Origin of the sequence: Pseudomonas sp. MF7453, from assembly GCF_016405455.1 — a bacterium.
Taxonomy (GTDB): Bacteria; Pseudomonadota; Gammaproteobacteria; order Pseudomonadales; family Pseudomonadaceae; genus Aquipseudomonas; species Aquipseudomonas paralactis.
Map to the genome: position 1 here is coordinate 83,129 of NZ_JAEKCN010000009.1, position 12,784 is coordinate 95,912.

General features: G+C 60.2%; 14 protein-coding genes. 8 read left to right on the forward strand and 6 right to left on the reverse strand.

The window, feature by feature from the left end:
- The first annotated feature begins 112 nt into the window (after positions 1 to 112).
- The 3 genes from JFT63_RS15635 to JFT63_RS15645 all read left to right on the forward strand — a co-directional run bounded on the left by JFT63_RS15635 (position 113) and on the right by JFT63_RS15645 (position 2,069).
- The gene (locus JFT63_RS15635) at positions 113 to 835 is read left to right on the forward strand and encodes a DUF2076 domain-containing protein (RefSeq protein WP_198844261.1); all 723 of its coding nucleotides are present in this window, start codon (positions 113 to 115) and stop codon (positions 833 to 835) included.
- Positions 836 to 955: 120 nt separating this feature from the next.
- Positions 956 to 1,432, forward strand: coding sequence for a LabA-like NYN domain-containing protein (locus JFT63_RS15640; protein ID WP_003194396.1), 477 nt, complete (start codon positions 956 to 958; stop codon positions 1,430 to 1,432).
- 25 nt (positions 1,433 to 1,457) lie between these two features.
- Positions 1,458 to 2,069, forward strand: coding sequence for a 3'-5' exonuclease (locus JFT63_RS15645; RefSeq protein ID WP_003194395.1), 612 nt, complete (start codon positions 1,458 to 1,460; stop codon positions 2,067 to 2,069).
- Between the two features lie 140 nt (positions 2,070 to 2,209).
- Here the strand turns inward: JFT63_RS15645 and JFT63_RS15650 are convergent, their stop codons facing one another.
- From JFT63_RS15650 to JFT63_RS15665, 4 genes are all read right to left on the reverse strand, one after another.
- Positions 2,210 to 2,521 carry a DUF3077 domain-containing protein gene (locus JFT63_RS15650; RefSeq protein WP_148854026.1) on the reverse strand — a complete coding sequence of 104 codons (312 nt, stop codon included), beginning with the start codon at positions 2,519 to 2,521 and terminating at the stop codon, positions 2,210 to 2,212.
- Between the two features lie 430 nt (positions 2,522 to 2,951).
- The gene (gene ptuB / locus JFT63_RS29895) at positions 2,952 to 3,593 is read right to left on the reverse strand and encodes a retron Ec78 anti-phage system effector HNH endonuclease PtuB (RefSeq protein ID WP_197883740.1); all 642 of its coding nucleotides are present in this window, start codon (positions 3,591 to 3,593) and stop codon (positions 2,952 to 2,954) included.
- A 1-nt stretch (position 3,594) separates the two neighbouring features.
- The gene (locus JFT63_RS15660) at positions 3,595 to 5,052 is read right to left on the reverse strand and encodes an AAA family ATPase (RefSeq protein WP_232104144.1); all 1,458 of its coding nucleotides are present in this window, start codon (positions 5,050 to 5,052) and stop codon (positions 3,595 to 3,597) included.
- 100 nt (positions 5,053 to 5,152) lie between these two features.
- Positions 5,153 to 5,614 carry an Lrp/AsnC family transcriptional regulator gene (locus tag JFT63_RS15665; RefSeq protein ID WP_198844262.1) on the reverse strand — a complete coding sequence of 154 codons (462 nt, stop codon included), beginning with the start codon at positions 5,612 to 5,614 and terminating at the stop codon, positions 5,153 to 5,155.
- Between the two features lie 160 nt (positions 5,615 to 5,774).
- Between JFT63_RS15665 and yedA the strand changes: the two genes are divergently transcribed.
- Both yedA and JFT63_RS15675 read left to right on the forward strand, forming a co-directional pair.
- Positions 5,775 to 6,671, forward strand: coding sequence for a drug/metabolite exporter YedA (yedA, locus tag JFT63_RS15670; protein ID WP_057703241.1), 897 nt, complete (start codon positions 5,775 to 5,777; stop codon positions 6,669 to 6,671).
- Positions 6,672 to 6,719: 48 nt separating this feature from the next.
- Entirely contained in the window at positions 6,720 to 8,054 is a 1,335-nt protein-coding gene (locus JFT63_RS15675) for a DEAD/DEAH box helicase (RefSeq protein WP_198844263.1), read from the forward strand.
- Between the two features lie 120 nt (positions 8,055 to 8,174).
- On the opposite strand, the gene JFT63_RS15680 is transcribed toward JFT63_RS15675, so the two are convergent.
- Both JFT63_RS15680 and JFT63_RS15685 read right to left on the reverse strand, forming a co-directional pair.
- On the reverse strand, positions 8,175 to 9,401 hold the full coding sequence (locus JFT63_RS15680) for a TIGR03862 family flavoprotein (RefSeq protein ID WP_198844264.1): 1,227 nt from the start codon (positions 9,399 to 9,401) through the stop codon (positions 8,175 to 8,177).
- Between the two features lie 171 nt (positions 9,402 to 9,572).
- Complete coding sequence (locus tag JFT63_RS15685) at positions 9,573 to 10,493, reverse strand: histone deacetylase family protein (RefSeq protein ID WP_057703244.1); 921 nt, start codon at positions 10,491 to 10,493, stop codon at positions 9,573 to 9,575.
- 76 nt (positions 10,494 to 10,569) lie between these two features.
- Between JFT63_RS15685 and JFT63_RS15690 the strand changes: the two genes are divergently transcribed.
- The 3 genes from JFT63_RS15690 (at position 10,570) to JFT63_RS15700 (ending at position 12,752) form a co-directional block, all read left to right on the forward strand.
- Entirely contained in the window at positions 10,570 to 11,139 is a 570-nt protein-coding gene (locus tag JFT63_RS15690; RefSeq protein ID WP_057703245.1) for a GNAT family N-acetyltransferase, read from the forward strand.
- A gap of 159 nt (positions 11,140 to 11,298) precedes the next feature.
- On the forward strand, positions 11,299 to 12,168 hold the full coding sequence (gene tesB, locus JFT63_RS15695; protein WP_005791655.1) for an acyl-CoA thioesterase II: 870 nt from the start codon (positions 11,299 to 11,301) through the stop codon (positions 12,166 to 12,168).
- Positions 12,165 to 12,752, forward strand: coding sequence for an HAD family hydrolase (locus tag JFT63_RS15700; protein ID WP_186559468.1), 588 nt, complete (start codon positions 12,165 to 12,167; stop codon positions 12,750 to 12,752). Before tesB ends, JFT63_RS15700 begins: the two co-directional genes overlap by 4 nt.
- Positions 12,753 to 12,784 lie beyond the last annotated feature (32 nt).

Consider the following 12,784-nt stretch of genomic DNA (forward strand, 5'->3'; position numbering starts at 1 on the left):
AACCTTGAGTAAAGACCATTGAAACAACTCGTAACATCCCCATAACTGGAAAGCCCCCGGCCTGATCACAGGCGGGACCGGAATTTTTTATCGGCAATCTAACGAGGTCGCCATGAACAGCGAAGAGCAAACCCTGATCGATGGACTGTTTTCACGGTTGCAGCAAGCCGAAACGGACTCAGCCCCCCGCGACGCCCAGGCCGAAGCGCGGATCAAGGAGCACATGACGCGCCAACCCGCCGCCGGGTACTACATGACCCAGTCGATTCTGGTGCAGGAACACGCGCTGCAGAGCCTGGACGCGCAGAACAAGCAACAGGCCCAGCAGATCCAGCAATTGCAGGATGAACTGCAACGGGCCAAGGCCACGCAACCGGCGCCGGCCAGCGGCGGTGGGTTTTTGTCGAGCATCTTTGGCGGCGGCTCCCGCGAGCCACAGCCTGCGCCGAACAACTCCGGTGGCGGCTGGCGTGAGCCGGCGCGGCCCGCTTTTGGCCAGCCAGCACCGCAGCAGAACTATCAACAGCCGCAAGCACCGGCCGCCGCGCCAGCTGGCAGCGGCTTCCTCGGTGGCGCCATGAAAACCGCCGCCGGTGTGGCCGGGGGCGTGTTGCTGGCCGAAGGCATCAGCAGCCTGTTCCATCACAACCAGCAGCCGCAGGTGGTCGAAGAAATCATCGAACAACCTGCACCGGCCAGTGACCAGGGCAACTGGGGCAACGATGACCAGAAGTTTGCCGGCAATGACAGCTGGGGCAGCAACGCTGACAACTTCGCCGACAGCGATTATTCCGACGATTCCTCTTCCTTTGGCGACGACGATTCCTTCGTCTGACACACCCAGGCCCGGAGCGCTGTGGCGCTCCGGTCTGATTTTTTCCCGGCAACACTCCCTTGGCTGGCATACTGGCGCCCTTTCCGGGCGCTGGCGCCTGGCTGTCCATGAGGAAGTGCGGTGAAAAAAATTGCAGTGTTCGCCGATGTGCAAAACCTCTACTACACCGTGCGCCAGGCCTACGGTTGCCACTTCAACTATGCCGCCCTGTGGGCTGACATCAGCGCGCGCGGGCAGATTGTCGAGGCGTACGCCTATGCCATCGACCGTGGCGACAGCAAGCAGCAGCAGTTCCAGCAGATCCTGCGCAACCTTGGCTTTACGGTAAAACTCAAACCGTATATCCAGCGTAGCGACGGCTCGGCCAAGGGCGACTGGGACGTGGGCATCACCCTCGACATCATGGACGCCGCCGACCATGTCGACGAAGTCGTACTGGCCTCCGGTGACGGTGATTTCGACATGCTGCTCGAACGCATCATCCACAAGCATGGCGTGCGGGCCGTGGCCTACGGCGTGCCGGGGCTGACGGCCAACTCATTGATACGCGCCGCCAGCCACTACGTGCCGATCGAAGGCGCGTTGTTGCTCAAATAGATCGTAGAACGGAGTTGGAACAGGTTTGGAACGTATAGCGGTCATCGACTTTGAAACCACCGGCATCACCCCCAGCAGCCACTGCCGGGCCACGGAGATTGGCGTGGTCATCCTCGAGCGCGGGCAAATCGTGGACCGCTACCAGAGCCTGATGAACGCCGGCGTGCGCATACCGGCGTTTATCGAACAGCTCACCGGCATCAGCAACGCCATGCTGCGCAGCGCGCCACCGGCTGAACGGGTGATGAACGAAGTCAATGAGTTCGTCGGCACCACGCCCTTGATGGCGCACAACGCCGCGTTCGACCAGAAGTTCTGGGACTTCGAACTGGGCCTGATCCGCCGCACCCGCCTGCAGAAATTCGCCTGCTCCCTGCTGCTGGCCCGCCGCCTGATGCCGGCTGCGCCCAACCACAAGCTCGGCACCCTCAACGCCTACGCCAAATTGCCCCACACCGGCCAGGCTCACCGGGCGCTGGCGGATGCGGAAATGGCCGCCAACCTCACGGCGCACCTGGCTCAGGAACTGCGCCAGACCCACGGCCTGCGCGAACTGTCCCATGACCTGTTGTGCACCTTGCAGAAAGTGCCTGCCGCCAAAATCAATGAGCACCTGAAAAAGCATCGCGGGTTCTAAACCAGCCACCCTCTCAAGCACACCAAAGATCCAAATGTGGGAGGGGGCTTGCTCCCGATAGCAGTGTGTCAGCTAAAAATAAGCTGGCTCATACACCGCCATCGGGAGCAAGCCCCCTCCCACATTTAGTGATGCGGCGCCTATCGAGGCTGTGTGCACGCCAACGCCTGGTCCACCACTCCCTTCGCCATCTCCACCAAATGCATCACCGCCCGCTGCGGCGCCTTCATCACTTCGCCCGACCCATGGGCCGTCTCCACCGCGCAATGCAACAAATCCGCCGCATGGGCCAACGCGTCTTCGAAGCTCAGGTTGTCATTCAGGATAAAAATCGGCGCATCCGGGGCGGAGGCCTTGAGGTAGTAGTCGATGGCGCGACGGTGGAGCAGGGCGTCTTCGCTGAGGAAGTCGGTTTTGGACTTGGGTGGGTCGGGGGTGACTTTTTTGGCCATGGTGAAACTTCTCCGTCAGGTAAGAAGCTGCAACCGTTCGCTTGCACACGAATTAGGGTGGCAGCAGTACGCAGGTGTGCAAGACCGAGACGGAGTCCGGTAGATCCGAAGATCTCCCGCGTACAGCTGCCATAACGCATAACGCGTGGACTAAAACCAGGCGTTGGGAGCTAGGGCTGTTGCGTATTACCGTCGTCGGACTTGCACGTCCGTTCACCGAACATTCGATGAAGCAGCGAGACTAGCTACTTGATGCGACGGAAACAAGGCCGTGGGATTCTCTAGGAAACGTCCTGCAAATGAAAGGGATCGGACTTGCTGGCCACTTAAAAGTCAGGCGTTTGAGAGGGTCTTTACAAAATCTTGGAGCAGTCAGTAGGTTGAGTCTTGTCGCTTCGTCAGACCCTTCTGACTTGCACAATTTTTCCCATTACTCACTCTGTCGAGTAAGAACATGTCTGATCGCAGTCGCGTACGGTAAATGCGCTGCATTGCTCACCTCCTGGTGCAACTCCTGTATCCATTCCTCTTCGGGAAAAGCGTCGGCGATTTCAACAAAATACTCGAGGGTCTGGAGGTAGCCGCTAAGCTCCGCGCGCCGAATTTCATTCAGCGCGCCGTCCAGCCCGAGAATGCGGATCGTCTCGCTTGCACGAAGATGATCGCGTGCGCTCAAGCCTGCCCTTGGTTCCACCGTTCCACCGGGTGTGAACACTAAAAAAGCATCAGGGTCTTCTACATCGGGTTTAATCAGAACTTCAGGTGGGTAGATTCCACATCGGTCCTTGGCCTTCCCGCAGGTACTGGCGCGCTCGCATGAGCCGAACAGATTGTTCCAGTCATAAGTCCCTTGCGGATACCGATCCCGTTGGCGAAAGTGCTCGATATGACGGTTTCCTAGGCTAATTGGTCCTTCACAGTAGGCACACCGTGGACCTTGCATAAGCTCTAAAGATGCCCAAATACCATCGCGTTCCTCTTGCGTTGGGCAGGTGCGGGACCATCTATCTCGCCCGTGTCGGTAACGCTTCAGTCCCGGGGGAGTTTCATCCTGCCGATGTAGACGACGCATCTCAATACTCCCGCTTGCTGAGGTCGCGCGGAAGACGCTGCTTGATGACCTGCAACCGAATTTGCCGCTCACATTCGCGAATAACTGGATGGTCAGCGCCAAAATGAGATTCCAGCTTTGTTCTCAACGCGAGTCCGGCATTCTGCTCGTGGAGGTTTTGCTGGATCAGCGCCTGATAGTCAGAAACCCATGATGCCTCAGGCACATCAGGAACTGGGTCCACACCCATGATACGAGCGAGCAAGTCGGAACTGGCGACCCCTCGGGTCTGCCACTGTGGCTCGCTGACGCTGGTAATTCGACTAGAGGTCTCAGGATCGATTTCGGTACGCAGAATTCGGACGCTGTCCGAGGATACTGTGCTCAACACCTGAGGACTGTGGGTAGTAACGATAAGCTGCATGGCCGGAAATGCTTCGGTCAGGTTGAGCAACACCACTTGCTGCCATTCCGGATGCAGATGCATGTCGACTTCGTCTATCAGCAACACGCCTGGAGTCGCCTGAGCTGCCTGCGCACCAAGGTGCCCGTTGAGCTTGGTCGCGCGGAACGCGATATCGGCAACCATGCCAATCATATTGCGAATGCCGTCGCTAAGCCATTCGACCGGCAACTCTCCAAACTGCTCATGGCGAGCGACCAAAGCGTCACGAGTGAACGAGTATTGAATGTCGCTCCAACCTGCTGGTTGGATACAAGCATTCACCGCACGACTAACTGACTGGATGTAGTCGTCGAATTCAGTCTTGGCAATGCTGACCCCAGCTTCAAGAGCTTTGAGTTGGGCCTCCTTGGCATTCAGGCTCCAGTAGCGAAACCACTGCACAAACGATTTATAGCTGGAAGCCGGATCCAGGCAATCGGTATAGCCCACGGTTCTGGATGTGCGTTGAATGTTCTTTGCGTCTGTCAGTTTCTTCTGCTGCCAGAGCCGCCCTGTACCGTAATACGCGATTAGTGGCAAAACAACTTCAGTGTCCGGAGTGCGTGCGGCTTCCTGCATGCGTTTGCCGTAGCTCACCAGTTCCTTGGCATCCTTGATCGAGGTCTTGGTCTTGGTAGTGCTTGATAAATGACGGCGCCAAATGGTGGGTAACAGCTCATCGGACAACTGGTCCATCAAGCTTCCAGGAATGATCCCTGTCGCCTCGATACGAGCGCCTTGGGGCGCATATTCCATTTCATTAGTTGTGGTTCGCCTGGCACGAAACTGGCGGATATCGCTAGGTTCAAGGTGTTTGCCCACGGCCTCGTCGAACGCTCCCACGTAGGGGCCGAAGGCGACTGCGATGGCATCCAGGATGGACGTCTTACCCGTACCGTTGGCCGCAACCAGCACGGTCAACCGCGGATGGAAGTCTATATCCATTGTTTCGAAACAGCGGAAATCACGTAGCCGCAACCGCGAAAGCCGAAGCGAATTTATTCCGGCACTCGCCATATTTTTCTGCGTGCCCATGAGATCTCCAGACCGGCGCCTAAAGTCCTAGTCTACCTGTTGACCAACGCCCAGCGTAGCTACTAGAGGAAATCCTGAATAGACTTTTTGATTCGGTAGTTCAGCCACCATTTTTCCCATTGGCCTCCAACTGCCCCAACGGCACCCGCCGCTCTATGGCGCTGGACAAAATAATCGAGGTCTTGCTGAACCCGAACTTCGCGACCCTGTTAATCAGGTTCTCCAACTCGGGCATCGAGCCCACCGCCGCTTGCATGATCACGCACGGGTCGCCCGTGACGCGGTGGCATTCGGTCAGTTCGGGAATTTGCGCCAGGGCGTCGTACACCTTCTGGCTGCCATGATTGGTCAGCCGCAGTTCGATCACGCATTGAATCGGCAACCCGACCTTGGATAAATCCACTTTGGCCTGGTACCCGGTGATCACTCCGCTGGCCTCCAGCTTGGCCACGCGTTCGGCCACGGCGGGGGCGGAGAGGTTTACGGTGCGTGCCAGCTGCGCGTAGGAAGCACGGCCATCTTCAAGCAGGGCGCTTAGGAGCATTCGGTCGTATTTGTCCATGGTAAGGCTCCGGTTGCGCGTGGCTTTCGAAAGCACGGGTTATAGCCCTCATAACCATGGTTTGAAAAGTGTACGGGCGGTTTAAACAGGTTTTGTAACTTAAGTTTATCCAGCTTCGTTTCTAGAATAAGTCTCCCTTTACCTGCCATCGAGCCGCCCCATGCCTGGCCCACGTCGCTTTCCCTTACCGTTGATCGCCGCCTTTTTTGCGTTGTATGTGATCTGGGGTTCCACCTATCTGGTGATCCGTATCGGCGTGGAGTACTGGCCGCCGCTGTTGCTGGCGGGGATTCGGTTTTGCACGGCGGGGGTGTTGATGTATGCGTACCTCAGGTGGCGCGGGGTGCCGGCGCCGACCTGGCCGCAGTGGAAGGCAGCCGGGATGATCGGCATTTTGTTGCTCACCGTGGGTAATGGTGGCGTCAGTGTGGCGGAACATATGGGTGTGTCGTCCGGCGTGGCCGCGCTGGCGGTGGCGACGGTGCCGCTGTTTACCTTGCTGTGTGGGTTTTTCTGGGGCGCGCGTAATACGCGGCTGGAATGGGCCGGGGTGATTCTGGGCATCATCGGCATCGCCATGCTCAACATGGGCAGTACCTTGCAGTCGAGCCCACTGGGTGCGGTGTTGCTGTTGATGGCGGCGGCGTCCTGGGCCTTCGGCTCGGTGTGGAGCCGCCACTTGCCGCTGCCTCAAGGCGCCATGGCCAGTGCCGCAGAAATGCTCGTGGCCGGCGTGGCGCTGCTGATCGTCAGCGCGTTGTCCGGCGAGCACTTGCAGGCCATGCCGCCGTTGGAAGGCTGGTTGGCCCTGGCGTACCTCACGGTGTTCGGCTCGATCATCGCCTTCAACGCCTACATGTACCTGCTCAAGCACGTACGCCCGGCGGCGGCGACCAGTTATGCCTACGTAAACCCGGCAGTGGCCGTGTTGCTGGGGATTGTGTTCGTGGGTGAGAGCATCGGCCTGGAAGAAGCTCTGGCAATGCTGGTGATCATCAGCGCGGTGTTGCTGATCAGCCTGCCCCAATGGCGCAAGCCCAAACCCGAAATAAGGTAAACTGCCGCGCATTACGCCCTTGCGCTGAATTTTTCCTACGGTAACTACATGACTTTCGCCACCCTTGGCCTGATCGAACCCTTGCTGCGCGCCCTTGAGACGCTTCGCTACCAGACCCCGACGCCGGTGCAGGCCCAAGCTATTCCGGCCGTGCTGGCCGGTCGCGACCTGATGGCCGCGGCCCAGACCGGCACCGGCAAGACCGCAGGTTTCGCTTTGCCGCTGCTGCAACTGTTGACCATGGAAGGGCCGAAAGTCGCCGCCAACTCGGCGCGTGCGCTGATCCTGTGCCCCACTCGCGAGCTGGCTGAGCAGGTTCACGCGAGCGTTGCCGAGTACGCCCAACACCTGCCGCTGACCACTTACGCGGTGTACGGCGGCGTGAGCATCAACCCGCAGATGATGAAGCTGCGCAAGGGTGTGGACATTCTGGTCGCCACCCCTGGCCGCCTGATCGACCTGTTCCGCCAGAACGCGCTGAAGCTCAACCAGCTGCAAACCCTGGTGCTGGATGAAGCCGACCGTATGCTTGACCTGGGCTTCTCCGAAGAACTGGCGAACATCTATCGCATGTTGCCGAAAAAGCGCCAGACCCTGCTGTTTTCCGCGACCTTCTCCGATGACATCCGCCTGCTGGCCGGGCAGATGCTCAACGACCCGCTGAGCATCGAGGTCAGCCCGCGCAACGTTGCCGCCAACACCGTCAAACAGTGGGTGGTGCCGGTAGACAAAAAGCGCAAGCCGGAACTGTTTGTGCACCTGATGCGCAAAGGCCGCTGGAAGCAGGTGCTGGTATTCGCCAAGACCCGCAACGGCGTAGACGCCCTGGTGGACAAGTTGCAGGGCCTGGGGATCAACGCCGACGGCATTCATGGCGACAAACCCCAAGCCACCCGCCAACGCGCACTGGACCGCTTCAAGGCCAGCGACGTGCAAATCCTGGTGGCCACCGATGTAGCGGCCCGTGGCCTGGATATCGAAGACCTGCCGCTGGTGGTCAACTTTGACCTACCCATCGTGGCCGAAGACTACATCCACCGTATCGGCCGTACCGGGCGTGCGGGCAACACCGGTGAGGCGATTTCCCTGGTGTGCGCCGATGAGGTGAACATGCTCTCGGCCATCGAGATGCTGACCCGTCAGACCCTCACCCGCAAGATGGAACCGGATTTCGAACCGGAGCACCGCGTGCCGGACACCGATGCCAGCGGGCAGGTGGTGAAGAAACCGAAAAAGCTGAAGAAGCCTAAAGCGTCCGGTGGTGGCGGTAAGCGCAACTTGGGTAAATGGGTAGACAGTGGGGACGTAGCCCCGGCCGAGCCTTCGATCAAGCCGGTGCGCAAGGTGCCGGTTTTTAACACTGGGCCGCGTAAGAAGAAGTGATTTTCGCGGTGGCTGATGGCCTCATCGCAGGCAAGCCAGCTCCCACCTTTTGAATTGTGAACACAGTCAAAGGTGGGAGCTGGCTTGCCTGCGATGGCGGCCTTAAGTCCACCGCAGCGCTCAGCGGTTAAGCCACTCCAACATCCCCAGCCCAGCCGCCCGGCCACTGGCAAAACACCCGGTCAGCAAATACCCACCGGTCGGCGCTTCCCAATCGAGCATTTCCCCCGCACAAAACACCCCAGGCAACGGCTTGAGCATCAACCGCTCATCCAGCGCTTCAAACGGCACACCCCCCGCCGTGCTGATCGCCTCATCCATCGGCCGCGTTTTCACCAATGTCAGCGGCAACGCCTTGATATCCACCGCCAATTGCGCCGGATCGGTGAAGTGTTCAGCGGGCGTCAGCTCGCGCAACAACGCCGCTTTCACGCCATCCAATCCCAACTGACTGTGCAAATGCTTGCTCATCGAACGCGAGCCACGGGGCTTGGCCAATGCGGCCTGCACCTTGTCCAACGGCTTGCTGGGCAGCAAATCGATATGCACCGTGGCCGCACCGTCGCGGTTGATCGCTTCGCGAATCGGCGCCGACAAGGCGTAAATCAAACTGCCTTCAATGCCGGTGGCGGTGATCACGCATTCGCCCAGCCGAGGCTTGTCATCCCCCAGGCCAATGGCGACGTTTTTCAACGGTGCGCCAGCGAATTTGCTGACCATCAACTCGCTCCACGCCGACACTTCAAACCCGCAGTTGCTCGGTTGCAGCCGCACATAGGGCAGGCCTTTGCCTTCAAACAGGTTGAGCCATGCACCGTCGGAGCCCAATCGCGACCAGCTGCCGCCGCCCAGGGCCAGCAGCACGGCGTCGCTGTGGACAACTTTTTCGCCATCCGGGCTGTGGATAAGTAAATCGCCCTCGGCATTCCAACCCGTCCAACGATGACGGGTGTGGATAACCACACCGTGCTCCCGCAGGCGCTTGAGCCAGGCCCGCAGCAGCGGTGCAGCTTTCATGTCGGTAGGAAATACGCGGCCGGAGGTGCCGACAAAGGTCTGGATACCCAGGCCATGGATCCATTCGCACAACGCTTCGGCGCCAAAGCTGCGCAGTAACGGCGCCATGTGCGGCGCGCGTTCGGCATAGCGCGACAGGAACGCCGGGTACGCCTCGGAGTGGGTGATGTTCATGCCGCCCACGCCTGCCAGCAGGAACTTGCGCCCCACTGAAGGCATGCCGTCGTACAGGTCCACGCGCACGCCCGCTTGGCTCAAGACTTCAGCGGCCATCAGCCCGGCGGGGCCGCCGCCGATAATGGAGACGTGGTGGGCAGAAGTCTGAGGCATGGGCAGGGCTACGGTGGTTTGAATAGGCCGAGCATTCTACCCGACCACGACGCCGCTGCCTGATCAAAAAACGTACACTTTCCTACAGGCCATACGGCTACTCGCTTGCAGCCGCTTACGCTCAAGTTATCCACAGGCCGTTCCACAGGCATTGTGGGTAACGCTCACACTTCAATGACAGCCTGATGACGTCCATACCCGTTGCGCGCTGTGGTGCAAGATGCCGTGGCGGCGGGCTAGGGCGGGGCGGTCCTTGCTGTAACCGCCGCCGATCACGCCCATCACCGGAATGTCGCGGCCCAGGCAGTGGCGCATTACGCTTTCATCACGGGCGGCGACGCCTTCGTCTGTCAGCTTGAGGTAACCGAGGGCGTCGTCCTTGTGCACATCCACGCCGGCGTCGTACAGCACCAGGTCCGGCTGGTAGAGCGGCAGCAGGTAGTTGAGCGCATCATCCACCACCTTGAGGTAGTCGGCATCGCCCATGCCCATGGGCAGCGGGATGTCCCAGTCGCTTTGGGCCTTGCGTGCCGGGAAGTTCTTTTCGCAATGCAGCGACACAGTGATGGCCTCCGGCGTGTCGTGCAGGATGCGTGCGGTGCCATCGCCCTGGTGCACGTCACAGTCGAAGATCAGCACGCGATTGACCCGGCCGCTGGCCAGCAGATAGCGGCTGATCACCGCCAGGTCGTTGAAAATGCAGAAACCCGCTGGGTAATCGTAATGGGCATGGTGGGTGCCACCGGCCAAATGGCAGGCCAGGCCATGTTCCAGGGCCTGCTCGGCCGCGAGTATCGAGCCGCCCACCGCCCGCACCGTACGTCGGGCCAGGGCTTCGCTCCAGGGCAGGCCGAGGCGGCGCTGGTCTTCGCGGGACAGTTCGCCGCCCATGTAGCGTTCGATATACCCAGGTTCATGGGCCAGGGCCAATATATCTGCCGGGCACAACTGCGGGCGCAGCAATTGGCTGTCCTGGGTCAGGCCGGTGTCCACCAGGTGGTCACGCAACAGGCGAAACTTGTCCATGGGGAAGCGGTGGTCGGCCGGGAACTCAGGGCTGTAGTCTTCGTGGTAGATCAATGGCAAGGGCATGGGATTTTCTGACGGGAACCTGCGAAGGATCTTAACAGCGCTGTACACTCACGCACATGGCAAGGCAGGGGGACCCATGGAGCCGATACTGGAATTGGAAAGTGCACGCTTGGTGCTGCGCCAATGGCGCGACAGCGACCTGCCGGACTTTGCGCGCATGTGCGCCGACCCGCAGGTGATGCGCTACTTTCCGGCTCAATTGAGCCACTTGGAAAGCGCCGCGTTGATCGGCCGGATTCGCGGGCATTTCGCGGAATACGGCTTTGGTTTTTGGGCCTTGCAGCGCAAGGACACCGGCGAATTTATCGGCCTGACGGGGCTGGCGAATGTCAGCTTCGAAGCCGGCTTCACCCCTGCGGTGGAAATCGGCTGGCGCCTGGCCCGTGAGCACTGGGGCCTGGGTTATGCCAGTGAGGCCGCCTGGACGGCGCTGCGCTGTGGCTTTGATCGCTTGCAGCTGGATGAAGTCGTCGCCTTCACCACTGAAGCCAATCTGCCTTCACAAAAGGTCATGCAGGCCATCGGTATGCATTACGATCCGCAGGCAGATTTTGAACACCCGAAAGTCGCAGCCGGTGACCCGCTGCGCCCGCATGTTTTGTACCGCATCACCCGCGCCCAATGGTTGGACACGCTGCACGGATAAGCAGGCGGTCATGCTCAATAGAAACCTGTAGGAGCGAGCTTGCTCGCGAAGGTCGTTAACGATGACGCAGTGCTTCTGGTTTACCGCAGCGCTCTTGCGTTCTTCGCGAGCAAGCTCGCTCCTACAGGTGGATACCGTTTTGCTTTGAGGAGAGTTTGAATGAGCCAAGTATTGGAAGATCTGGTGGACTTGCTGACCCTGGAGCCGATCGAGGAGAACCTCTTTCGCGGCCGCAGCCAGGACCTGGGCTTTCGCCAGTTGTTCGGCGGCCAGGTGCTGGGGCAGTCGTTGTCGGCGGCCAGCCAGACCGTAGAAGAAGCGCGGCATGTGCATTCCCTGCACGGTTATTTCCTGCGCCCTGGCGATGCCGCGTTGCCGGTGGTGTATTCGGTGGACCGCGTGCGCGATGGCGGCAGCTTCAGCACGCGTCGTGTCACGGCGATTCAAAAGGGCCATCCGATTTTTACCTGCACCACTTCGTTTCAGTACGACGAAGCAGGCTTTGAGCACCAGACCACCATGCCGGTGGTGGTGGGCCCGGAGAACCTGCCCTCGGAGCTGGAACTGACCCAGCAGCGTGCGCACCTGATCCCCGAGCACATGCGCGACAAGTTGCTGTGCCCCAAGCCCATCGAAGTGCGCCCGGTCACCGAAAAAGACCCGTTCAACCCGCAGCCGTCCGACCCGGTCAAGTACGTGTGGTTTCGTGCCGACGGCGCCCTGGCGGACTCGCCGGCGCTGCATAAGTACCTGCTGGCCTACGCCTCGGACTTTGGGCTGCTGACCACCTCATTGCTGCCCCATGGCAAGACCGTGTGGCAGAAAGACATGCAGGTCGCCAGCCTGGATCACGCGCTGTGGTTTCACGCCGACCTGCGTGCCGATGACTGGTTGCTGTATGCCATGGACAGCCCATGGGCCGGTAACTCCCGAGGTTTCTCTCGCGGCAGTGTGTACAACCGCGCCGGGCAACTGGTGGCGTCGGTGACCCAGGAAGGTTTGATCCGCCATCGCAAGGATTGGGCATGAGCCTGTCGGACGTTAAACACTGGGTGTTCGACATGGACGGCACGCTGACGGTGGCGGTGCATGATTTTGCCGCTATTCGCGTGGCCCTGGACATTCCACCTGAAGACGACATCCTCACGCACCTGGCGGCCTTGCCGGCACCGGTTGCCGCGGCCAAGCACGCCTGGTTGCTGGAGCACGAGCGTGAGCTGGCCCTGGGTTCGGTGGCGGCGCAAGGCGCGGTGGAGCTGGTACGCGAATTGGCCGGGCGCGGTTATCGCTTGGGGATCCTGACCCGCAATGCGCGGGAGCTGGCCCATATCACCCTGGAGGCGATAGGCCTGGCGGACTGCTTTGCCATTGAGGATGTGCTGGGGCGTGATGATGCGCCGCACAAGCCGGATCCGGGTGGGTTGCTGAAACTGGCGGCGGCTTGGGACGTAGCACCCAGCGAAATGGTGATGGTGGGGGATTATCGCTTTGACCTGGATTGTGGTCGGGCAGCGGGCAGCAAGACGGTGTTGGTGAACTTGCCGGAGAACCCTTGGCCGGAATTGGCGGATTGGCATGCCGAGGATTGTGCAGCGCTGCGCCGAATGATCTAACCCTGGCGACGGAGATCAAATGTGGGAGCTGG

Bases quoted from the DNA above. Each gene is read 5' to 3' on its own strand.
- JFT63_RS15635 (WP_198844261.1), top strand. From the start codon at position 113: ATGAACAGCGAAGAGCAAACCCTGATCGATGGACTGTTTTCACGGTTG.
- JFT63_RS15650 (WP_148854026.1), bottom strand. From the start codon at position 2,521: ATGGCCAAAAAAGTCACCCCCGACCCACCCAAGTCCAAAACCGACTTC.
- ptuB (WP_197883740.1), bottom strand. From the start codon at position 3,593: ATGCGTCGTCTACATCGGCAGGATGAAACTCCCCCGGGACTGAAGCGT.
- JFT63_RS15660 (WP_232104144.1), bottom strand. From the start codon at position 5,052: ATGGGCACGCAGAAAAATATGGCGAGTGCCGGAATAAATTCGCTTCGG.
- JFT63_RS15665 (WP_198844262.1), bottom strand. From the start codon at position 5,614: ATGGACAAATACGACCGAATGCTCCTAAGCGCCCTGCTTGAAGATGGC.
- yedA (WP_057703241.1), top strand. From the start codon at position 5,775: ATGCCTGGCCCACGTCGCTTTCCCTTACCGTTGATCGCCGCCTTTTTT.
- JFT63_RS15675 (WP_198844263.1), top strand. From the start codon at position 6,720: ATGACTTTCGCCACCCTTGGCCTGATCGAACCCTTGCTGCGCGCCCTT.
- JFT63_RS15680 (WP_198844264.1), bottom strand. From the start codon at position 9,401: ATGCCTCAGACTTCTGCCCACCACGTCTCCATTATCGGCGGCGGCCCC.
- JFT63_RS15685 (WP_057703244.1), bottom strand. From the start codon at position 10,493: ATGCCCTTGCCATTGATCTACCACGAAGACTACAGCCCTGAGTTCCCG.
- JFT63_RS15690 (WP_057703245.1), top strand. From the start codon at position 10,570: ATGGAGCCGATACTGGAATTGGAAAGTGCACGCTTGGTGCTGCGCCAA.
- tesB (WP_005791655.1), top strand. From the start codon at position 11,299: ATGAGCCAAGTATTGGAAGATCTGGTGGACTTGCTGACCCTGGAGCCG.
- JFT63_RS15700 (WP_186559468.1), top strand. From the start codon at position 12,165: ATGAGCCTGTCGGACGTTAAACACTGGGTGTTCGACATGGACGGCACG.